We start from the raw sequence: 22098 nt of genomic DNA on the forward strand, positions 1-22098 counted from the left end.
TAAGCACAAAACGACTATAATGTTCTAATACGTGTACATTCAAAGAGATAACATGAAGATATTACTCACAGGTGGCACTGGGTTTATTGGCTCGGAGTTGCTCAAGCTGCTATCAACTCACCAGGTTATGCTACTTACACGCTCTCCAGAGCGAGCAAAACAACGCCTACAGCATGCTGATCTGGGTAATATCGAATACCTTGACTCGCTCGAGTCGTTCGCCGATCTCAATCACGTTGATGCCGTCATTAATCTTGCAGGTGAGCCTATTGCGGATAAAAGGTGGACCAGCGAGCAAAAAGAAAAAATCTGCAAAAGTCGTTGGAAAATTACCGAGCAAATTGTTGAGCTGATCCACGCAAGTACCGAACCTCCCTCTGTTTTTATTAGTGGCTCGGCAGTTGGCTACTATGGTGATCAACAAGACCATCCGTTTGATGAGTGCTTACATGTTAATAGCGACGACTTTCCTCACGAGGTTTGTGCAAAGTGGGAGCAAATAGCCAAGCGCGCAGAGTCGGAACAAACACGGGTTTGTCTACTGAGAACTGGCGTGGTACTCGGCCTTAATGGTGGTGCGTTGGCAAAAATGCTATTACCTTACAAGCTTGGCGTAGGCGGCCCACTTGGGAACGGTAATCAGTACATGCCTTGGATTCACATCCTAGATATGGTCCGCGCCATCATGTACTTGCTTGAAACACCACATGCCCACGGTGCATTCAATATGTGCGCCCCCCATCCTGTGACTAATCGTATATTCAGCGGCACACTAGCTAAAACGCTAAAACGTCCGCATATCTTGTTCACGCCTAAATGGGCGATGGAACTCCTAATGGGAGAATCTTCCTGCTTATTGTTTGATAGCATGAGAGCCAAACCCAAAAAACTCACCGAACTGGGCTTTAAATTTAGCTACTCCAGAATAGAGCCAGCACTCAAGCACTTGCTTCATGACCGGAGCTGATGAATGATGGCTCTAATCAATGTTTCTGAGTCTTAAATTAAATTATGAAAAAGTCGATTCTTATTACGGGTTGTTCAACCGGCATCGGTTACGTGTGCGCTCACGCCCTACAAAACAAGGGATTTAATGTCATTGCATCTTGTAGGAAAGAACAAGATGTCCAGCGCCTAATTAATGAAGGGCTAACCTGCATCAATCTAGACCTAAATAGCCCAGAAAGCATTTCTTCGGGCGTGAAGCAAGCGCTAGAGTTAGCAGAAGGTAAGCTTTACGCAGTGTTCAATAATGGTGCCTATGGTCAGCCCGGAGCACTGGAAGACTTACCCACCGAGGCTCTTCAAGATCAATTTCAGACCAACTTTTTTGGTTGGCACCAGTTGGTCAGAGAAGTGCTTCCTCATATGCGCCAGCAAGGCGAAGGACGCATCATACAAAACAGCTCTGTTCTTGGTTTTGCCGCAATGAAATATCGTGGCGCCTATAATGCATCAAAATTTGCCTTAGAAGGCTGGACAGATACGCTCAGGCTAGAGCTTGCGGATACGAATATCAAAGTAGCATTGATAGAACCAGGACCGATCGAAACTCAATTTAGAAACAATGCATTACGAGCCTTTGAGAAGTGGGTTGATATTGAATCTAGCCCCCATCGTCATGCTTATGAAGGACAAAGAGAGCGACTCAACAACGACAAGTCTAATAATCGATTTGTTTTGCCTGCAGAGTCTTGCATCGCACCAGTTCTTCATGCATTAACTAGCGTTTCACCGAACATTCGTTATCGAATTACTACACCGACTAAATTATTCGCAGTCTTGAAAAGACTATTACCAACCCGTGTACTTGATAAAATTTTGCGACAGGCTGCATAAAAAAGTTTTGTCGAAATGTAATTTCACCGTAACAATGTGATGTCATTATGAACATGTAGGTTAAAAAAACCTCAACTAAACGAATCAATTTCTACGCAATTCAGCGGGGATTCTTTCGCCCAAAGTGATTGAGTTGCTTAGATTTGGTATCGCCACCCATTACGTTTTGTAGCAATGTTTATACTACTGCGAGGCAACAATGACATTAAATCAGCTTAACTGGCTTAGTGTGGGTGTAGTGTTGACCATGTTCATCCTATTTTGATACCGCACTAACAAATAGCATTAGAATTGCGCTGCTTCGGCAGCGTTTTCTTTTTATCTAACACCTGAGCAGCAATAACCTCACTCTATTACCTCACGTTTTCTCAAAATAGAATGATTCATTATTGATGGTGAATGTCGCTTGAATTTCACCTAAATCAACTCCATATCTAATATCAACGACAAGACACAAGGCAAGGATACTCTGATGCAATCCCCATTTATCGTTGAGATAACAGAACAGAACTTTCGCGAAACGCTTGAAGGATCAATGAACACGCCCGTTTTGATCCACTTTTGGGCCAACGCTCAGCCAGAAAGCGCACAGATACTCCCTGAGTTGCAATCTCTTGCTCAACAGTACAACGGTGCATTTACGCTTGCTCTACTAAATTGTGAAGATCAGCCCGCTTTAGCGTCTCAATTTGGCGTGCAAGTATTGCCAACTATCGCGCTGTTTATAAATGGTCAAGCCGTCGATGGTCTGGGAGGCCCCCAGCCAATTGATGCCATTGCTACCATGCTACAAAAGCATTTGCCAAGCCCAGATGAACAACTATTAAAACAAGTCAGTGAACTTCTTCAGCAAGGTGAGCATGCTCAGGCTTTGAGCATCATCCACACTTTGCCGCCAGAGCTGCAAGAGCGTGGTGATGTGAAACTCGCGATGGCTGATTGTTTGCTAGAAACCAAACAATTTGATATTGCCCAAGAACTACTGAACGCTATCCCTCTCGAGTATCAAGATAACTACTACAAGAGCCTAATAGCCAAGCTCGAGCTGCATTTGCAGGCTGCAGATAGCCCTGAGTTACAGCGACTAGAACAAGCATACGCAGCAGACATGGCAAACTTCGAACTCGCTTGTGAATTGGCGGTACAATACAACCAAGTTGGTCGGGATGAAGAAGCGTTGGAACTGCTGTGGAATATTCTTAAAAAAGACTTGGGCGCCCAAGACGGTGAAGTGAAGAAGACTTTTATGGATATTCTCAGTGCGCTAGGTCAAGGTAACGCATTAGCAAGCAAATATCGTCGCCAGCTTTACTCAATTTTGTACTAAGCGCCGCATTCTTCTAGGAATAAGACAACAAAGGCCGGGATTTCCGGCCTTTGTTTTTTGTTAGAAGTCGCTATACAACGTTGGTGCTGCTGGCGGATACTCTATTGGTTGCCAACGATCATTAAAGGTGTACTTGGCATAAAGCATGAAATGGTTTGGTGTATAAAACTCAGAACGTTGTACATCGACTAACGCACCAAGATACCAACGTTTGCTGACTCGCTTTTCCACCGCCGCTTGCAACGACGTACCAAAACCACCACCTTTGTCTGACTCCGCTACTGTCGATAAGTATGGCGCGTCTTCCTTAGTCCAAGAGTTAGAGACGGATGCACTCAATTGATATGACCAAGAACTGTTGTATCGGCCATAAAAGTTGATAGGTAAAGACACCGAGAAGTAACTTTGCGGACTGTAGTAGCCACCGTGACCTAGCGTGTACTCACCCAGATTTTTGTCGTAATCAAGGTACATTGAGTTCGTACCTATACTTAAACGCTGGTCATCCGTTGCAATTAACTTGTAGTACGCTCCACCTAGCACGCCTAAACGAGTGTTGTCCTCAACCTTTTCACCAGTCAAAACATGATACTGCAAGCTACTCCAAAAACCGTAAGGGCCACCAATGTCCCAGCTTGAGCTCAACTTCACACCTGTACGAGCAACTCCGCCCCATTTAGTCCCTTGAGGGTCAGTCGTGCCGCTAGGGACAGACATTCCAGCATAAGAAAGCGCGCTACTGGTCTCTGGGCGACGCGAAGCTTCTGCCGTCCAACCGAACTCACCCAGGTCCCCATTGATGCGCACACCACCAACCCATGTGGTATGGTCGAAACCAATTGGTGTCGTGCCGATATCGACCAACCAATCTTCAGCCTGCCAGCCCACTCCAAATGCCATACCTGATGCGTCATTTTGGAACGAAGTGCTGTCAGAATCGGTGGTTTTTTCATAATAGTCCAACTGACCTGAATCGATAGAAACATAATCAGCTTTTAGCAACAGGTGTCCATCCCAGCTCTCTATCGGGATTCGGGCTTCTATGGGCACTTGATTCGAAGTATTACGGCCATCTCGTGCACTGTAATCCCAGCCAATCATGACATGCCCATCACTCCGATCATGCAGTTTATCGATGTCCGATTTGACGTTACGAGTCAACCAGTAGTCGTCAGCAGTATCATATAGCTCGCGTAAGCTTAGGGGTTCTTTTTTCGCCTCTTCAGGTTCACGATTTTTATCCATTCGGTCACGATTTAAGGCTTGATAGGCGCGTGTTTCAGCTAAGGCCCACTGTTGATTTATCATTGCTATAGACATGCTATTGCGAAACGCTAATGCATCAGCATCAGGCATCGCATCCAACAACTGATTTAGCGCATTAGCGTCATTCCGATAGCCTTGTTGATTAAACACCGCGACCACTGTCATCAACTGTGCCGCAGTTAAGCTATCGCGCTTTTTATTCAAAATGAGGTGCATGTCGTGATACGTCGCTTCATCTCCAGTCAAAGCACTGGCTTGCAACATGCCAATTTCTGCTTGAGTTTTAAATGGCTCAGGCTTTAAAGAAACTTGTTCATACAAATCCAACGCAAGCTTAGGCTGTTGATTAACCAGCATCAGATCCGCTTGACTCAACAGTCGACGGGTTTTGAGTTCATCAAGCTGTAATACTTCCGAAGCACTTAAATCTTGTGTTGCGGAATTTAATGCTAAGTCCGCGTACCAACGATCAAAATCTTCAAAGTGATTCAAGCTTACCATCATGCTGCCGTAAGCCAGTTTGTCATCGGTTGACCAATCTTCTGAAAGCGAAATGTTTTGGAAAATCCTCTCAGCTTCCTTAACTTCATCAATGTCTAACCACGCACTCACTAGACGAGCGAGCGGTTGAATTTGACCTTGATAATCCGACTCTAGCGCACGTAATATCGCCATTACTGATTCGGGAGAAGCTAAGTAACGCGTTTGAATGTCTCTCAACTGAGCATCAAGCTTCAAGCGGGTTAAATTGCGCTGCATTGCGTCTGTCATGTCATGTTGTGCGATACTCTCTAGCTCAGCGATGGCCTCATTCACGTTGAAGTCCTGCGCGAGATAAAGCGCGTAAGCAAATTTCATTTCAGGGTCATTACTAGATGTAGCCCAATCGGACATCAGCGTATCCGCGCGTACTTTGTCGCCCATTGAATGAACCACGTCAGCAATATCAAGCCTTAACCATGGGGAGGTTGGCTGTAGCGCAATCAATTCCTCTACGGACGCTTTCATCGTTGCCTGATCATTTTGAGCGATTGCGATCCGCAGACGAGTCAAAATAACTTCCGACTTGATGCTCGCTATTTTTTCAGCGACCACTTCCTGCTGTGGGGCTGAGTAACTGCGCGCGAGTGCTTCCGCGCCAGACCAATCTTGCTGCTGAATACGAACATCTAAGCGACCACGCAATGCAGAGCTATTGCTGCTATCCAGTTGCAAAGCTTGTTTGAAAACCTTCTCTGCCGCGGCATAATTTTCTTGTACCAGATACAAAGAGCCTAATGATGAATAAGCATAAGGTTGGGATTTATCTACTTGAATCGCTTTTTGATAAGCGCTTTCTGCTTGCTTAAACTGGCCTTTTTCGACCAAGGCATCACCTTGATCAAGATACGCCCAATATTGAGAAGTCTCGATTAGCGCTGCCCATTTTGAGGCCGAGTCAGGATTATGATCTAAGTGCTGAGCCTGTTTAAAGTATCCGAGCGCTTTTTGTTGCTGCCCTCTACGTAGATAAACCTTACCCATAGCACCAAGCAATTCAGGATCTTGCGGACGAGTCGTCAACGCATAACGCAGCTGAGCTTCTGCTTGGCCGGTTTTATCTTCCTCGAGCAACGCTAACCCTTTGAGCTTGGCGAGATAAGTGGGGTCTTTGCGTAGTTCCTTTTCCTTTTTCCAGCGATCTTTCGCGCTTTGATTCGCTCTTTGTATCTCCATGTCAGACGGGTAGTAGCTAGCTAAGATGGCATATTGCTGAACAACTTGATCTGAAATAGGCAATTGATCCAATGCACGCAACCACGACGTTGCCGCATTTGTTCCAACCGAAGGAGCAAGCGCTAACTTTTTATAGGTATCGAGAATCCATGGATCAGCAGGATTCTCTTTGCGAATGTGGTTGGCTAACGCGAGTTGAAAAGACGGAACACTAGGATAATTTGCATTTAAACGTTCCAGTCCCTGTTTTACCGAGCTCCAACTGCCTGGCAAATTACTTTGCAACTGTAGGAATTCCAGTTGTAACGCTGGTGATGGCATTCCATTTGGGAAAAGGGCTTTGTAAGCTTGAATCGCTTCATCGTAACGACCAGATTTTGCAAGCAACTGAGCGCGCTGATAATCCGCTCTTTTCTCTCCCTGAATAGCCATAATCGATGACAAGTTTTTCGCTTGAGTCGAATGAGGCGCCTGTCTGATTAAGCGCTCAAATACCGGTTTTGCTAATTCTGGCTGCTTACGTTTCAGATACATATTCGCTTGATAGAAAAGCCCCGTTGGATTGCTTTCTTCAATCGCGAACAGCCTCTCCAGAGTACTCTCGACAATATCATCTCGGCCAATCGCATCCGCCAGTTTTAGCTGCTCAACCAACCACTCAACCGAGTCAACTCGTGCTAATGATGTGGAAAATTGAACCAGCTCGATAGGCTTGTAGACCTGTGCGAGCTGCGACTTTGTCAGAGGTTTTGAGCTAAAGCTTTCTGCATGCACAGTGCCGACGCCACCAGCCGCCAAAGCAACCAGTGGAATCCACCATAACACGCGTCCTGTTACTGACATCTCTCGCTCCATACAGGAAGCAATTCACCTTGCACACCAAAACGGTAACGTTCTTCATGCCAACCAAGCCCAAATAGACTTAATACGTTGTCGTAATAATGATCGTTTTTGTCCACCACAAGTTCATTTTGAGCACGACGAAACTGCGTCTCCAACAGCGTAGATTCACCAGAAGCCGCGAGTAACGGAAGAGCCGCAGCAGAAAAACCTGCGCTTCCTGCTTGGGTATATTTACCCGTTTCAGTATTTACTTCTCTCGCTGGCGCACCAAGGGCTTTGGTTGCCGCGACAAACGGCTGCATTTTTTGTACTAATACTGCTTTTTCTGAAACTTGGTCATTTAGCATACCCGCCCAAAGATAAGTGCGGATCGCGTTGTAACTGCCCATCGGCCCTGTAACCACATCTGAGCTATAACGACCATTTCTCAATGCTGCCCAGTCTGGGCTAAAGCCAGCTGGCATCGTTTTCTCTAGCATGTGAACACTTGCCTTGTACATTGAATCCCAGTTGTATTGCGGGTACAGCGACTGCATACGAGCAATCAGTTGTAACGGAACATAACTCGGATTCACACGGTACTGGCCGTCGGCATCAAAGCCCGTTGGAGCTGGCAACAATACCGTTCCAACTCCCGCTATGTTGATGGTTTCTTCACGTAAAATACGACTCGCGATCAGATGTCCAAGGGTCTGATAGTAGTAGTTATTCCATAATCTCCCCGCCTCAACAAGGGAGTAAGCTATCCACAAATCAGAATCTGACGCTGGGTTAGAATCCAACACTCCGAACTGACCATTTTCTTTTCTTCCCCACAACCAAGCGGGAAGCCTTGCCGTCAAGTCCCCATCAGCTAAATGTGATTGAGTCCATTTTAAAACCTGATCGAAGGTTTTAGGGTCATTGGCAACCAAGGCAAAAAACAATGCGTAAGATTGGCCTTCCGAGGTTGTAATCATACGCTCGTCACTGCCATCAACGACTCGGCCTTGCTCCATGTATACCGACTTAAATGTTTCCCATTGTGGCCACTCGCAGGTGTTAGCCCACAAGTAAGGAGACACGAACAACATAAGGAACGAGATGAGTTTTTTCATTATTCCTCTTCCTCAGTTTTTTCTAAACGTCTAGACGCCACTTGACGTAATACGCGCCAAAGCACAATGGTTACGATCACCACTAGCAAGGCGGCAAAGCACGCAACGATGACTGGGTGATTAGAGAAGTGATACCAAACGAGCTGCCACACAGGAAGCTTACCGACATAGTAGTGCGAACCCACGTTGTAGCTTGCTACTTCGTTATTTCTCAACGTCACTACCGAGCCAAACATGCGCTCCACTTTACCGGAGTCAGCCAACGCGCGATCAACCGACGCAAAATCTGACGGGTGAGCCGCCATAATAGAAATGACGCTGCGTTTTTTCGTAAATGGCGATTCTGCACCATAAATAGCAGCAAAAGAGCCTTCTGCCTCAACAGAAACATAATCCGCGGCCACTTGACGAGCATCACTTGGACTCATCCAGTTCATTCCGAGCTGCTTTTCATTTTTGCTTGGCAGGCGAATTTGTCTCTGACCTTCTTTAACCACTAAGTTAACTTGGTCAGGGTTATTAGCGGCTTGTTCTAGTGCATCCACAACACCAATCGTCAGGATGTCTTTATTTTTTAGTTGCTCAGCATTCCATTTATCTGTCAAAAGCACCTGAATACCTGGGTACCCAGAATCACTTCCTAACGAGCCCATGACGTTTAAGAAGGTCTGCAACACTTCTTTTGGAGCTCTCTCTGGAACAACAATCGCAGTTTCTGACAAATCGGCCATGCGTGTGTAAGGGAAGCCAGAAGTAGCAAAAGCGCGCATATTTGGCATTTCGATGTAGTGAGGGAAACCACTAAAATCAACCGTAGAGTCACCATCAATGACCGCGTATTGCTTACTTGGCTGCGTCACCTGACATTGCCCATCAGTCACCGACGCAAAACCAAACTCAAACTCGATTCGGTTTTGACTACCCACCTTAAAAGCCGGAATGCGAACAAACGTATCACCACTTAGAATGCCATCATCTAACAAAGGAACACGTATACGGTTAGATTCTCCACCTTGACCTTTTGTGGTTAGGTTGAACGCCTCAATGAATTGGTCATTAATACTCAAAGTCAGACGAGAGCCGGAATGATCCGCAGCAGGCGGTGAATAACGATAGTTAAGATCCATCGGTATACCACGGCTTTGCCAAGTAAAGAGATCGGGTGGTAAACGCAAACTTACGTTGATTGGTGGAGGCGTTCGGCCTTCCACTTGCAGCATGCTTTTTTGTTCGACTAACTCAGACAATGCAACAGGACGAGCCGTACTCACCCAGTTTGGCGCATCGTACGGGACTCGTGGTTTGATTTGTTTGACTTCATTAATCTTCGCGATTGGTCCAGTAAGAAGTTGGTTTCCCAACGCCAAACCTTGCACCGCAATGTTAAGATCCTTACTGTCACGGCCTATCACTAGAAGAAGCTTCACGTACGGGTCTGTTGGATGAGTGATGACTTGAAGACGAGGGCCATCCGTGTCTGGAAAATCTCTCAGAAACTCAGGTTTGTTGTCATTGGTAACAAAGACAATGGCGTTGCGCTTAGGTAACGTGTCGACACTAAAAGGGAATTGAGCACCACGCCAACCCGCAAGAGCACCAAAGTAAGAGCTCAAGACACCGGCAGCCTTGACATCATCTAAATCGTATTTGCTACCCATCACGACAGGCAGATTTAACTGGCTGAAATCACGGACATCAAAAAAAGGAGCCGGTAACAAACTCAAGTCACTTTCCAGCACTGTCTTTTGAGCAAGCATCTCAATTCGACTACTTTGGCTAATCTCAGCCCAAATGCTCGAGTCATTGGGGTTAGCACAGTCTTTCTGAGTATTCCCTATTAACTCAAAGCGAATTTGGTTGTAATTACTAAAGTAACGAGTGTCCAGCGGCATAGATAAGCTCAACTTTTTGCCTTGCTGGCCATCGACGATTGACGCTACTCCCATAAGTTCGTTGTTCAAATACACTTTGACGTGAGAAACCAAAGAGAGCAACGCTGGCGAAGGTGTGATATCAAAGTGCAACGTTGCTTTAGATACCACCTCATCGAGTCGCGAACCGAAACCAATATAAGCACTGGCCTCACTACCTTGGATAGCAATTGAACCACTGTAACCTAATTGACTAAATGGGATGACGCGCTTAAACACGGTCGAATCTTCAGCATCTTGCTGTGCCAAAGGCGTTGCTTGTTGCTGACTTACTTCTTGTGCCGCGAGACTGCACGACATACACATGAGAGTGATAGCCGTTGTCAACGCTGTTAGTTTTTTATTATTTAGCATGACTTGAGGTCCTGATTGGGACATAACGAGGTCTTAGTGACCAAATAAATTCGATACAAAATAAAAGTGCATCCACACTGACCTGAACAAACTTAGGACAATGTTGCAGCAAGCGTTTGTATCCATTAAAGCCGACTTGCAGTACAGCCTGCATACTCGATAGAGGTTTATCTGATTGATAACCTTGTTGCCATTTCGCCCATGTATCTGCACGTGCAAATGTACATTGGACGTATTGGATTTGTTGTTGATGAGACAATTCGTTGAGTTGTAAACCAAATATCCCCTTATGAGCATAGGCAACCGTCATAGGGAACACGAATTCTTGGCCACCTCGATTGAGGATCACTTCTAAGGTTTGACCGAGTAAGTAAGCACAGGTTGGTTCATCGACCCCGTCAATTTCTATGCGCACGCCCCCCAAAGAGAAATCCTTCATCTGCGCTTGTATTAAATGCCCAGAATTAAGCCTAACCGCGACAGGAATCGCCACCTCTACTCGGTGATCTTTTCGCACTTGTTTAGCTTCTACTGCAACCGCAACGGCAGCACCTAAAATCAACAGGTTGTACATCGTCCATACGAGATTCACGATAACTGTACCGATTTCATTTTGAGGCCCCCACCCCATTCGGTAAATCCCTACAGCGAAGCCCAAAATGTTGAGTGCAACCAAAACCAAATATGGTCGAGAGATCACCCAATCGTAGTGAGACTTTTCAACCAAACCGCCTTTTGCCGTTACGTTGAATGTCCCTTTATGGGGCGCAAACAAAGCCACCGTTGTTGGCCTTGCGATATACCAAGCAAGCACGGTTTCGTATACCTCACCCCAAAACGAATAACGGTAGTCACCCTGCATACGAGAGTTGGTCATGCTGGCGTGAATCATGTGGGGTAATACGTACAAAATGATCGCCAGCGCTGGCGCATAAATCACGTAGGAATGCAGCAACAAATAAGCCAAGGGTGCGATCAGGAATACAATCCTCGGGATACCAGATAGAAAGTGCAGCATGGCATTGACGTAACAAAGCCGTTGAGAGAGCTTAAGCCCCTTTCCAGTCAATGGATTATCGACCCTAAATATCTGCGCCATCCCGCGAGCCCAACGAATGCGTTGCCCAACGTGTGCAGACAATGTTTCTGTCGCCAAACCAGCAGAAATCGGCTGCTTAAGATATGCAGAACGATAGCCTAAACGGTGCATGCGCAGAGACGTGTGCGCATCTTCCGTCACGGTTTCGACTGCAATACCACCGACTTCCTCTAAAGGCTCTCGACGTAAAATAGCGCACGAGCCACAGAAGAAAGTCGCATCCCATAAGTCGTTACCATCTTGAATCAGGCCGTAAAACAAGTTGCCTTCGTTTGGCACGTTACGAAAGTTCGATAAGTTACGCTCAAAAGGATCCGGTGAGAAAAAATGGTGCGGCGTCTGAATAAGCGCCAACTTTGGATCTTTCAGGAACATCCCCATTGTGAGCTGAAAAAATGCTCGTGTAGGAATATGGTCACAGTCAAAAATCGCAACAAACTCACCGCTGGTCTGCTTCAACGCATAGTTAATGTTACCGGCTTTCGCATGTTCATTCGTTGGGCGGCGGATGTAGTTCACCCCTACACTTTTGGCGAAATCTCGGAAGCTATCACGCTTGCCGTCATCCAGAATGTGGATGTTAAGTTTGTCTTTCGGCCAATCGACACCTAACGAGGCATAAACCGTCGCTTTCACAACATCGAGATCTTCGTTGTAAGTAGGGATCATCAAGTCAATGGTTGGCCAAGTTGACTGATCCGGTGGCATCGATACTGGTTTGCGATTCAATGGCCAGATATTTTGGAAATAGCCAAGCATCAGCACAATCCAAGAATACGTCTCAGCTAGAAGTAAAACGCCCCCTAGAAACAAAGCAACAGGATCGTCCCAGTTCAGGGTAGACGAATAACGCCACCACAAGTATCGACATGAGGCCGTAACCGACAAGATGATCAAAAGCATGGTAGGAAAACGACCCGGCATGCGACGGACCATCATCGCTAATGCCCAGAGTAACAGCACAAAGACAGTCTGAGCCTGATAACCAAATGGCACCGTAAAACAAAGCAAAGCGATTAACACCACGAAAAACAACAAGGTGTAGTTCAACGCCATCGCTGACTTACTTGCTTTAATACGCTCTCGAACTTGTGGATCTTTGATGTTGTTCGCTGTCTGTTCTAACCAGCGGACGCCTTTTGCAACCAATTCAAATGGCAAGTAGAACGCATTGCGAATTTGCTCGGCTAAAGTCATCGCTAAGCTGCTGGTTTTTTTGGACCATGCTGTATTTACATTTACGTTTTGCCTGAAGCAAAGCAACCACACGCTTTGGATAATAAAACGTACAGGATCAAACCATCTTGGCGCAGCAAAATTAACGTTTGGATAGTAAACCAAAGGCAGTTTCCATGAGGGAACACCCGAAATAACCGGCTTTAAAAATACAAAACTCAATGAAAACCAAAAAGACAAAGCACACTCACCAACCCAGTTTGTTTTACAATTCCAGGCTTGCTCGTAAGCGTTCTTCTGCAGTCTGAATTGGTCCACTACCCAACGTTGGAAAATCAGATTAAGACTTCGCATAAATTAGCTTTGGTCCTGAGCGCTTGATAACGCTGATACACACCAAAAAGCAAAAGACTGAAAATCTTTTGCGGCTTGGCTCGATGGCGAATAGTGTTGAACGGTCGTCAGGTTTGCCACACATTCAAGCAATGCCGTATCTCGATGAATCGAAACAGGAATCAAGGATTCGCTAAGTTCCTTTTTCAGCACCAACATGAAATCACGACCAATTTCGGTTTCTGGCTGATATTTATTCACCAAAAAACGTAATTTATCAGAGCGAAGCAATCTCGATAGCTCTTCATGTTGTAGCCAAGATTGAAGAGTGAGATAACTCAGGGCGTCTGCCGTTACCACCACCACAATCATATCCATTGAGTCGACAAAAGATCGCACTTCAGGATCAGTAAGCTCTGCTAAGTCGGCGTGAAAAAGCAGCCACTGCTCACCACGGTTTTCGCTCACTTGCAACGTCATTTCACCTAGCATTGATAGATAGTGAGAACGCTCATTAAAAAACGCTTTTAACTGCTCAGAATTCAGATGGCCAAACGGTAAAAAAAGTGCACCTTGTGGGCTTTCATAACCAGCCTGGGTCCAAGGCTTATCTAAAAGAAGTTGTTTCGCCCAGCCTCCTTGCTCTTCCCTCGGCAAGCCAAGATGAGCTTGCAGTAAACTATTAGGCACCACCTCAATGGCCAGTACCTGTTTATTTATCTTAACTAACGCTTGTGCCAAATTCGCAGCGACGGTCGTTGAGCCACAGCCGCCTTTTAAACTAACAAATAGAAGGCGCTTCATATCGCTTCCGTTTCTGAATTTTTCTGCGTATTACGTACCAAAGATAGAACATTACGAGCACCGTTGGCTTTGAAGACTTGCCACTTATTTTTAACTTGTACGTAAGACTCGTTTTCTGTTGTTTCAATATACGTGTATTGAGTTAAGTTATAAGAAGAGTAGATCGAATTAATATCTTTTGCAGACTCAGTCATAGAATTTTTCACAATGTAACGGAGCTTAAACTGAGATAACAGCAATCCCGCCACTATCATTTTCAGTATAAATTCCATTGTTAAAAAATTGACGCATCGACCTATGCGTCTCATATTTATAGAACGATGATGAATGTGAATAAGTTTATTTATAGCCCATATAAATAACAAAGGCCTAAATAATATTTAACTTCAGAAAAAAGGATTACAATAATGAATTGTTACCATCCATTTAATACACATAAGAAATTTAAATATTTTAAATGAGAATCATAGACTTAGAGACTATTGATTTTAAACTCATAAACATCATGTGAAGCACATGCTATAACTATTTTAATTTCTGATCAATTTCGTTTAATATCTTAGCGTCATTTTCTTGTCACTAAGAAAATCAAAATTGTAACGATTAGCATACAACGGATTGTGAGCTTCACAAAACACATTAAGTTATTGATTTAAGGCTCTTTATGTCATCACTCTCTGAATCATCTGCTATTAAAAACGAACGAGAGATAAACTCTGTTTATGTAAACTTATTTACTCATAAACAGATGCTTATTGATTATTTGTTCAGTACACTACCGGAAAATGACAACACTTCACTTACAAGCTTTACAGACAAAGAAACTTTTTTGTCCACATTGAATGATGAAGCCTTAATGAAATTCAATGACTTATCTAAAACCCACCTTGAACAGTGTTTTTTTCTTAGTCATAAATTCACAAAAAAAACACCCAAAGCTATAAATCTTGCTAAAGACATTCACCAAACGAACATAAAGAAGTTTTCTACATGTCTATTAGTTGTTCCAGACTCGCTACTATCATCAACTAATGATGATTTTATAAGTGTCTTTATACAAAGCTTAAATGAGCTGGCAAATAATAAAAAAATCACTATTAGTGTTTGTATATATGGGCATCTGACGACTTCACTATTAAAGCCCATTCTTATTTCTCATAATAGACACATTGCAGGTTTGGCGACCATGACATCATTAGATGACGCTCGCTACTGCTATCTTGTGGATTTTTGGTCCAATAAACACGGTGTAATTACCCAACACGAATACATTCTCACTAAAACTAAAGATAAAACACTAAAAGCAACGTCTTACGAAACGCATCAATCTCATGTCATGCCAGAAGACAAATCGGATAGCGATAGAATCTATGTCAGCAGAAGAGCTTTCAGAGAAAGCGTGAAAGCCCCAAAAGGGATGCGTGTGGCAGAGAGCAATCAAGGACTCATAGCGATGCTAGACAACCCTCGCTCTTCAACTATTGTTTTCAGCTGTGATAACCAAAGCGAAGTTCAACAGATCGCGTTAGATTGCTACCGTTTAAGGTCCGCGTATGGCCGTCAGCTAAAGATTATTGTCAGGGAGACCCAACAATGTCTGAGATATGCAGATGAAAAGTTCTTACTTCGCTCGGGGGCAAACTTCATTTCTCACGCGCAAATCCCCCCAATGCGCTTTATGACTCAGGTTGAAGCAATTCAAGGCCAGATGCTTACACGCCCAATTCCTGACAGTTTAGAGGCGCTCTTAAAGTATGACCTTAAGTTTGGTAGCAAAGGCTACTTACAAAACCAGGACTTTAGCCAATACTGTATTGACGTCATTTCCCACTCAACACACTCAAATGTGAACTTTGCGCTTATCAAGCTGAACTTATTACCAGGTATGACGGCAGAGGAATGTTTACGTCTTTGCCATATTCGAAGAGATGGCGACGTTGTGACAGCCTGCAACAAAGCTCTATATGTCTTGTTCAGTGCTATTCGACATAGCGATATTGATATTGCACTCAACAATATATTTGAGTTCCCAGTGAGAGACTTATTTCATTCAACTCACACGTTTGATACTCAATTAGATATCGAAACAGAGTTAAAATTCATCGTTCAAGATGAAGCCGTCATATCCGACGACGTTTCAGCTCTGGCGACAGAGAGGAAAATATTCCATACCGCCACTAACTCCATTACTGATGTTCCTCCTTTGTTTGCTGTGAAAAAAACCATCGAGCTCAAGGAGCGTTCATGAATATTAACGATTTTTTACTGACCGTGATTATCAGCTCAGGTATTGGCCTACTCCTAGGATACTTTATCCGTGACCTAGTAAACGCTACCCGACGCTTTTACCACAAGCACTTAAAACGCTCGCGCTATTTTGAGCTAGATACATCAGCCACTAATACTAAGAAGCTTAAGTAATGATATCGCATTCTCATGACTCTACCCCCTCTACTATAGGATTGGGCTGGTGGAATATTTACTTTATCGCAAAAACAGCGCTCTATTTTCAAGGAATCATCGATTTCCATCCAATAGAAAACTTTGCGCTGTTGATCTTCATCCTGCTTCCTATCTCGATGAAAAGCCTAAATGCGGTACGTCATATCGTTGTATTTGTCGCCGCAGCGTGGCTCTTGCATTACGATTCTTACCTACCTCCTCTAGACCGTCTTTGGGCTCAAGCGGGACAGTTAATGCAGTTTGAATTGAGTTATCTGGTCGAGCTTTTGGGACGATTTTTATCATTCCAAGCAATACTCGGATTGCTCGCTTTGTGTGGTGCGTACTTTATTTTGAGCAAGTTCGTTAGAGTTTCAGTCTTTGTGGTTATTGCGATGGTCTATATAAGTATTCCTATGACGACTGAACCTCAGACAACAGTGGCTGCAGAAGTAGCTCAACAACAGCCGACAACCGAGGTTACTGCTAGCAAACAACCTCAAATAACGGAAATTAATGATGCCAGTTTCAACACGTTAACTGCAGATTTCTTTTCTAAAGAAGCTTCTCGACGTGTGGCATTCGATACCAACAGCGCAATGGATGCTCCTTTCGATTTGTTGTTCTTGAGTATTTGCTCGGTCGCGTGGGATGACATCGAAATTGCAGGACTGGCCGATCATCCTCTATTCAAAGAATTTGACATCATGTTCGACAACTTTAGCTCTGCAACGTCATACAGCGGGCCTGCGGTCATTCGTCTGTTACGAGCCAATTGTGGTCAACAGGAACACAGTCAACTGTTCCAGCCAGCACCATCAAAGCAGTGCTACTTGTTCGAAAGTTTGAAAGAGCTAGGCTTCACAGAAAATTTACTGATGAACCACAATGGTGTCTTTGATAGCTTCCTTGAATTGATCAAAAAAGACGGCGACTTACAAGCGGCTCTTATGTCTCAAGAAGACTTAACTCCTTACCAAAAATCTTTTGATGGCTCTTCGATCTTCCGCGATAAGCAAGTATTGGATAACTGGTGGCAGCAAAGACTTAACAGTAGTGACGACAAAGTCGTGGCACTCTACAACTCAATTTCACTACATGATGGCAACAGGATCATCAATGCGAATTCAAGCACATCTATTGCTAGCTACAAAATGCGCCTTAAGAATTTGCTTGATGATCTCCACGCGTTCTTTAAAACCTTAGAGTCCTCAAAACGCAACATCGTTGTCGCTTTGGTACCAGAACATGGTGGTGGAATGCGAGGAGACCGCATGCAAATTTCGGGTATGCGAGAAATTCCTGCACCGACAATCATTCATACACCGGTAGGAATTAAAATCTTCGGAGAAGGAATTCAGCGTCAGGGCGACACCGAACACGTAAGCGAGCCATCTAGCTATCTGGCATTGTCGCAGCTCGTTTCGAATATCCTGGATAAAAACATTTATCAAAGTAAGACGTTTAGCCCTTCAATATTGACAGAGAACCTACCAGAAACACGAGTTGTCGCGCAGAACTCAGGCTCTACTGTGATTGAAGTACAAGGGAAATATTATGTTTCTCTTGATGGTTCAAGTTGGATTGAATACCCCGCAAAATAGCGAGAGTAAAACCATGCAATGACAAAGGCCGGTGTTTCCGGCCTTTGTCATATAAAAAACCAATAACCTCTCAAAGGTCTCAGAACTTCAATTGTCTATTGTCTATAAATAGGTAAAAATGGATCGAATATTATGCACTTAAGGGAATAACTCATGCCAATTGATTCACTGATCACCATCGGTATTTTCGTCGTTCTTGCTGTCGTTATCTTATCTTCAGCCATTAAAACGGTTCCGCAAGGAAACAACTGGACAGTTGAACGCTTCGGACGCTACACCCACACATTAAAGCCGGGTTTAAACTTGATCATTCCATTCGTTGATAAAGTTGGTCAAAAAGTAAACATGATGGAGCGCGTTCTCGATATTCCTGCGCAAGAGGTCATTTCAAAAGATAACGCTAACGTGGTTATTGACGCTGTCGGATTTGTTCAAGTGATCGATGCTGCAAAAGCGGCTTATGAAGTCAACGACTTAGAACACGCTATTAGAAACTTGACCCTTACGAACATTCGTACCGTTTTAGGTTCAATGGAACTGGACGAAATGCTGAGCCAACGCGACATGATCAACTCTAAGCTGTTGGCGATTGTTGACCAAGCAACAAACCCTTGGGGCGTAAAAGTCACACGAATTGAGATTAAAGATGTCCAGCCACCAGCCGATCTGACCGCTGCAATGAATGCGCAAATGAAAGCCGAGCGTAATAAGCGTGCGGAAATTCTTGAAGCAGAAGGGGTTCGCCAAGCTGAGATATTAAAGGCCGAAGGTCATAAACAATCAGAGATATTAAAAGCTGAAGGCGAAAAGCAGTCTGCTATTCTCCATGCAGAAGCACGTGAGCGTGCCGCGCAAGCAGAAGCAAAAGCGACTTACATGGTTTCCGAAGCCATTGCAAAAGGTGACATGCAAGCCGTCAATTACTTCATTGCACAGGGTTATACCGAAGCGATCAAGAGCATTGGTCAAGCCGAAAATGGTAAAATCATTATGCTTCCATTAGAAGCAACCGGACTAATGGGCTCGGTTGCAGGGATAGCAGAAATGTTTAAACAGCAAGATAAAGAATAATTTATGGACTTTTTTAGTTTGTTGGAAGGTATCTCTTTCTGGCATTGGCTAGCGTTTGGCTTTGCTCTTTTAGCAGTTGAGCTACTTGGTACCGCAGGGTATTTTCTCTGGCTCGGGATGTCTGCACTTATCGTTGGAGCACTCATGACCGTTTTGCCAATGAGCTGGCAATTGCAATGGCTTTGCTTTGCAAGCTTCAGCTTAATCACCACCTGGCTTTGGTGGCGACGACAATGGTCTAAAGACAAGCAAGAAGACCAAGAAAGAGATCTGAACCAAAAGTACAAGCAGTTAATTGGGCGTACTCTTATCCTTGAAGAAGACTTTTCCGTCGGGCTCAATCGCATCAAGGTAGCCGATACCACATGGTCCGCACAATCGGATCAAGCACTTCCAGCCGGTACCCGCGTAAGAATCACCGATGTTGAAGGTATTATTTTAATCATTGAGCCTGATTCTAATTAATTTATGCCAAAGTAATGGGGCAAATCATGCTCCATTACTTTAATCTAAACAACTGCTTTCATTTCATTACCTTAATTAAAATCGAGAAAAAAATAAGTATTAGTAATATTATTAATACCCTACCTACCATTTCCTATTATTTAATTATTCAACACACGACAATCAATAAGATAGAAATATATCTAGGTAAATTATCGATCTAAATTTATTTTAAAAAATAAAACTTTATTGAATTATTTTTTGATCTTTTTATCCTCGGATACATACTTAACGCATAAGCATTTAAGTTGAGTGCTTTTTATTTGGTAAGTAAGAGGATGTACTATGAATAAGCTTCTCTTTCTAATGTTGTGCGGTATTTTTTCTTTTTCTTCCTTTGCCTACAACAACGGAAACGGCGGTACAACTAATTTGGGACCTATAGTCGAATGTAAGATGCCAAGTGGCGACGTTACGAATATTCCAAGTGAAATGTGTCGATTTAGAGGTGGGGAATGGGAATAGTAAAGAAGTAAGAGCTTAGTTTGATATAATAGCCCTATTCAACCTTGCCTTTCTGCGTAGTCACGGTTTATACAAGCACGTAGATATTTAAAGTTTATATTAAGGTGATTATTATGAGATTTTTATCTGGTCTATTAGTAATATCTTTTGCCATAATTCCGTTAACCACTCATGCTAATGGTGCATCCGGTGGTCGTACGTTAGGCCCAGAGATAAAGTGTGAGTTGCCAAACGGTAATGTACATATGTTGCCACCGTTATATTGCAAAATATACGACGGCCGAGAAGTGAAATAGAAAAGGAGCCTAGCGGCTCCTTTTATTATCTAATTAAGTATTAGTGGAAGCTGTAAGGGATAAGAACTTGTAGACGTAAGTCTGTTTCATCCGCATCGCCAGCACCTGCGTACTCATCACGTTCTAGGATTGTACCGTGTAAACGAATGGTAGAACCTTTAAGCGCGCCACTTTGTAGTGAGTAAGATACTGTTGCGTTAACTGCGTATTCGCTTTCGTAATCCCAGTCACCTGATGCTCCGCTTGCTGCAGAGTCAGCGCCAGTACCGTAACCAAAGCCTAGGTAGTAGTTCCAGCCGTTACCTTGGTTGTAAGATAGACGGTTGTACCATGCTAGCTCACCCGCTTTGTTCCAGTCAGACAGCGCGTCCCACCACTGAGACCAAGTACCATTGTTCATACCATATGTATGAATAGTACGAGGAACGAAGTCCGCACGGTTATCTGTGTCTGTGTAGCGCAACTCAGACATCCAAGCTAGCTTGCCGAAAGATTGATTCAAAGATAGACCAGTGTGGAAACCTAGACCATCGTATTTCACATCATCGTCAACACCGTAGAAATCAAATGCTAGAGTTGTACGGTCACTAACAGTGTACTTCAAGTAAGCCTTGTAAGAAGTGTTGTCAGTTTCGTTGTGGTAGCTAGTTACTTGACCTGCACCCCAGTCAACACCATTTGCATATTGAACGCCAGTAGCTTGACCCAAACCAAGTTGCATAAACAAGCTGTCAGTTAGGTTACCGTTTAGGCCCAGAGAGTGTAGGTAGCTCCATGAAGTGTCAGACCAAAGCGCTGGTGCGTAATCATCTTCGTGAAGCAGCCAAGGTGCTGTAAATTGGTCTGCGCCAAAGTAGCTTAGGTTGAAATCACCAAGTTTAGCGTTTAGTTCGAAACCACGGTAAGTACCAGGTACAAAGCTCCAAACGTTACCGATTGTACCGTTACCACCAGCCTGTAACATACCGAAACGAGCATTAAAGTTTTCGTTTGCTTTGAATTTCAGCGCTGCTTTGTAAACTTTAAGCTGCTGACCATCACCTGCACCCCAGTCTAGGTTGTTACAAGTTGAGATTTCGTTACATAGGTAGCCTTCGTTTGAATTGTAAAGACTATCGTTGTAAAGATCGCCAGAGTAGTAAGCCGCAACATCTGCGCCCACCCAACCATCGTGGTAGCCAGAAGTGAAGTCTAAAATTGCGTTGTAAGAAGAGTAGTTTAGACGACTCCAACGGTCACCATTTTCACCGCCGGGCTTACCTGTTGTACGAGTTCGTGAACGAGTATCAACTATGAATAATGCATTCAGACTTGAGTCTTGCATAAATTCGTTCACTTTCTCTACGTACTCGCCACCTGCTGCACTTTCAGTAGACGCTGTAGCTGGAGCGACAGCAACAACACCAAACATTGCTGCGGTTAACGCTGAAACCTTAAAAAATTTGTCCATGGAAAAACTCCTAAAAATGGATATAGCTGTATTTTTCTATCTCACCTTTAGTTGGCCGCCGAAGGAGAGAAGTAAATTCCTGATCAAACCTCATTATTTCTAATTTGGCTTTTTTTAGTTCCTGCATACACACCGTGTATCCACGTGATTAAGACTAACTTCGCAGCTAAAAACATCCAAATGGAACTTATTTTTTTTCTAAAAAAATATGAGCCACTCCAAAGTTCCATATAACTTATTGATCCAGATCTTATTTTTAACAACACCAACACAAATCAACAAAATATCATTTAAAATCAAACATTTAAATTTAGCCTGAAAGTATCAACTTGAAGTCACTCGCAGACTAAAAAAGCCAAAAAAACCAATAACCCAAGGTTCGATCTTGATCACTGAAAAGAACAAAGGCATCAATTACTCAATAAAAAAACACTTAATTATGAACAAGAAAAAGCCCCGCATGCTTACCATACGGGGCTTT

16 protein-coding genes are annotated in these 22098 nt (G+C 43.8%); 9 read left to right on the top strand and 7 right to left on the bottom strand.

Going from position 1 to position 22098, the window contains the following annotated elements; all coding sequences use genetic code 11:
• The first annotated feature begins 52 nt into the window (after positions 1-52).
• From MTF70_RS18345 to MTF70_RS18355, 3 genes are all read left to right on the top strand, one after another.
• Complete coding sequence (locus MTF70_RS18345; protein WP_005382076.1) at positions 53-967, top strand: TIGR01777 family oxidoreductase; 915 nt, start codon at positions 53-55, stop codon at positions 965-967.
• A gap of 44 nt (positions 968-1011) precedes the next feature.
• A complete protein-coding gene (locus MTF70_RS18350) occupies positions 1012-1839 on the top strand; it encodes an SDR family oxidoreductase (protein WP_104975949.1) in 828 nt (275 codons plus the stop codon).
• Between the two features lie 472 nt (positions 1840-2311).
• Complete coding sequence (locus MTF70_RS18355) at positions 2312-3166, top strand: co-chaperone YbbN (RefSeq protein ID WP_054578026.1); 855 nt, start codon at positions 2312-2314, stop codon at positions 3164-3166.
• Positions 3167-3226: 60 nt separating this feature from the next.
• Here the strand turns inward: MTF70_RS18355 and MTF70_RS18360 are convergent, their stop codons facing one another.
• Genes MTF70_RS18360 through MTF70_RS18385 form a run of 6 tightly spaced genes read right to left on the bottom strand, consistent with a single transcriptional unit; the run spans position 3227 to position 13979 of the window.
• Positions 3227-6991: a cellulose synthase subunit BcsC-related outer membrane protein gene (locus MTF70_RS18360; protein WP_205460853.1), complete on the bottom strand. Its 3765-nt coding sequence runs from the start codon at positions 6989-6991 to the stop codon at positions 3227-3229.
• On the bottom strand, positions 6982-8088 hold the full coding sequence (gene bcsZ / locus MTF70_RS18365) for a cellulose synthase complex periplasmic endoglucanase BcsZ (RefSeq protein WP_132936491.1): 1107 nt from the start codon (positions 8086-8088) through the stop codon (positions 6982-6984). The genes MTF70_RS18360 and bcsZ overlap by 10 nt, the downstream gene beginning before the upstream one ends.
• Complete coding sequence (bcsB, locus tag MTF70_RS18370; protein WP_132936490.1) at positions 8088-10373, bottom strand: cellulose biosynthesis cyclic di-GMP-binding regulatory protein BcsB; 2286 nt, start codon at positions 10371-10373, stop codon at positions 8088-8090. The genes bcsZ and bcsB overlap by 1 nt, the downstream gene beginning before the upstream one ends.
• A complete protein-coding gene (gene bcsA / locus MTF70_RS18375) occupies positions 10363-13002 on the bottom strand; it encodes a UDP-forming cellulose synthase catalytic subunit (RefSeq protein WP_205460852.1) in 2640 nt (879 codons plus the stop codon). The genes bcsB and bcsA overlap by 11 nt, the downstream gene beginning before the upstream one ends.
• 3 nt (positions 13003-13005) lie before the next feature.
• Positions 13006-13785: a cellulose biosynthesis protein BcsQ gene (gene bcsQ / locus MTF70_RS18380; RefSeq protein WP_005382068.1), complete on the bottom strand. Its 780-nt coding sequence runs from the start codon at positions 13783-13785 to the stop codon at positions 13006-13008.
• Complete coding sequence (locus MTF70_RS18385; protein WP_021034149.1) at positions 13782-13979, bottom strand: hypothetical protein; 198 nt, start codon at positions 13977-13979, stop codon at positions 13782-13784. The genes bcsQ and MTF70_RS18385 overlap by 4 nt, the downstream gene beginning before the upstream one ends.
• Before the next feature lie 470 nt (positions 13980-14449).
• Between MTF70_RS18385 and bcsE the strand changes: the two genes are divergently transcribed.
• The 6 genes from bcsE (at position 14450) to MTF70_RS18415 (ending at position 20167) form a co-directional block, all read left to right on the top strand.
• Positions 14450-16033: a cellulose biosynthesis protein BcsE gene (bcsE, locus tag MTF70_RS18390; protein ID WP_205460851.1), complete on the top strand. Its 1584-nt coding sequence runs from the start codon at positions 14450-14452 to the stop codon at positions 16031-16033.
• On the top strand, positions 16030-16206 hold the full coding sequence (locus MTF70_RS18395; RefSeq protein WP_017819966.1) for a hypothetical protein: 177 nt from the start codon (positions 16030-16032) through the stop codon (positions 16204-16206). Before bcsE ends, MTF70_RS18395 begins: the two co-directional genes overlap by 4 nt.
• Positions 16206-17831, top strand: a complete 1626-nt coding sequence (gene bcsG, locus MTF70_RS18400) for a cellulose biosynthesis protein BcsG (protein ID WP_025767002.1) — start codon at positions 16206-16208, stop codon at positions 17829-17831. Before MTF70_RS18395 ends, bcsG begins: the two co-directional genes overlap by 1 nt.
• Before the next feature lie 153 nt (positions 17832-17984).
• Complete coding sequence (locus tag MTF70_RS18405; RefSeq protein ID WP_005382060.1) at positions 17985-18902, top strand: SPFH domain-containing protein; 918 nt, start codon at positions 17985-17987, stop codon at positions 18900-18902.
• A 3-nt stretch (positions 18903-18905) separates the two neighbouring features.
• Positions 18906-19367 carry an NfeD family protein gene (locus MTF70_RS18410; RefSeq protein WP_017634826.1) on the top strand — a complete coding sequence of 154 codons (462 nt, stop codon included), beginning with the start codon at positions 18906-18908 and terminating at the stop codon, positions 19365-19367.
• 617 nt (positions 19368-19984) lie between these two features.
• Positions 19985-20167, top strand: a complete 183-nt coding sequence (locus tag MTF70_RS18415; protein WP_021707681.1) for a hypothetical protein — start codon at positions 19985-19987, stop codon at positions 20165-20167.
• Positions 20168-20207: 40 nt separating this feature from the next.
• On the opposite strand, the gene MTF70_RS18420 is transcribed toward MTF70_RS18415, so the two are convergent.
• Positions 20208-21617, bottom strand: coding sequence for a hypothetical protein (locus MTF70_RS18420; protein WP_005382055.1), 1410 nt, complete (start codon positions 21615-21617; stop codon positions 20208-20210).
• Between the last annotated feature and the right edge of the window lie 481 nt (positions 21618-22098).

This window comes from Vibrio sp. 2CM40D, from assembly GCF_023161825.1.
Taxonomy (GTDB): Bacteria; Pseudomonadota; Gammaproteobacteria; order Enterobacterales; family Vibrionaceae; genus Vibrio; species Vibrio alginolyticus.